The organism is Ensifer sp. NM-2 (genome assembly GCF_003024455.1).
GTDB lineage: Bacteria > Pseudomonadota > Alphaproteobacteria > Rhizobiales > Rhizobiaceae > Ensifer > Ensifer canadensis.
The window spans coordinates 1-1,202 of record NZ_PVZR01000057.1 but is presented as its reverse complement, the minus strand read 5'-3'; the positions used below and the strand labels follow the sequence as shown (position 1 = coordinate 1,202).

Sequence of the window (1,202 nt, the reverse complement as noted above, 5' to 3'; positions counted from 1 at the left end):
CAGATTGCCGACGATGTGGGCATCGGCAAATGCTCAATGTCAGTACGCTCTGTCGGCACGCGCCCGAAACCTATATCGAACTCGTTCCTTTGGACCGCATCGATGATGTGATGCGAGGTGTCGGAGTGAATGTAAAAATCGAGTTCGGGCTCGATCTGCTTGAAGCGGTGGATTGCTTCCGGCAAGGTACGTGACGACAGGGTGGACATTGCGGCGATCCGTAGCCGTCCACCCCGGCGATTACGCAGGTAACGAGCAGTTTCGACGATGCGGTCGACGCCGTTAAAGTACCGTTCCACCTCGCGAAATAGCTCCAGCGCCTGCTGTGTCGGTTTTACGGCGACGCCGGTACGGGTGAACAACGGAAGGTCCAATTCCCGTTCAAGGTCTTTGATCAACCTCGTCACTGCCGGCTGGCTGAGGTGAAGGATTTTGCCCGCGCCGGTCATGCTCCCGGTGACCATAACCGCGCGAAAGCTGAGCAGCTGACGATGATTTAATAAACGCATTTTCCCACCGTACACATTTTATGCAGAAACGCGACACCTTCGTCATTCAATAGGCAAAAATCGCTCCTTGTATAACAAAAGCTGATACTAGATCCGTTAATTCGATTGGAACCGGGCAAATTCTTGCTGTTAGCTCGCGAAATCAAAACAAACTTTGCGAGACAAAAATGGCAGATATCATTGGCGAATACGTCGATCGCTTGATCACCGTAGAAATGCGCAACCGCGCCATGAACCACAACATCATCGCACCAATCTATAATGAAGCACGGCGCGAAGGCGGCGGGCGACCGATCACGGCACGGGCAGCCGAGGCGTTGGTGGAGAAGGTTAGCGCGGGCGACGTCGTGATAATCGTGACCGGTGCAGGTTATGCCCCCGAGGTTCCGAACGGTGAAAGCGACGGTCCTCCCGGAGCCGCCGCGCTGGCTAGGGCGCTTTTCTGGGGCCTCAACGCTGTTCCTGTCTATGTCACCGAGGTTTGCCATGCTCCCCCGGTCGTTGCTTCAAGCAATGCCGCAGGCATCATGATCCGCGAATACGAACTGGCCAAGAACCGCCGAATGGGCGCGGCGATCCTTACCGCGCCAGAGGTACAATCCGAAATCGACGATTGGGCAGGCAAGCTTCTCGACGACTTGAAACCAAAGGCGATCATAACGATCGAGCGCCTGGGTCCGAACGAGAACGGCA

The 1,202-nt window shown here is 55.6% G+C and carries 2 protein-coding genes; one reads left to right on the top strand and one right to left on the bottom strand.

Features of this window, described 5'->3' with window-relative positions; all coding sequences use genetic code 11:
* Positions 1–509 (bottom strand): LysR family transcriptional regulator (locus C6558_RS38695; RefSeq protein WP_146160989.1); only part of this gene is annotated, 509 nt, incomplete at its 3' end.
* Between the two features lie 167 nt (positions 510–676).
* Between C6558_RS38695 and C6558_RS38690 the strand changes: the two genes are divergently transcribed.
* Positions 677–1,202 (top strand): glutamate cyclase domain-containing protein (locus C6558_RS38690; RefSeq protein WP_146160988.1); only part of this gene is annotated, 526 nt, incomplete at its 3' end.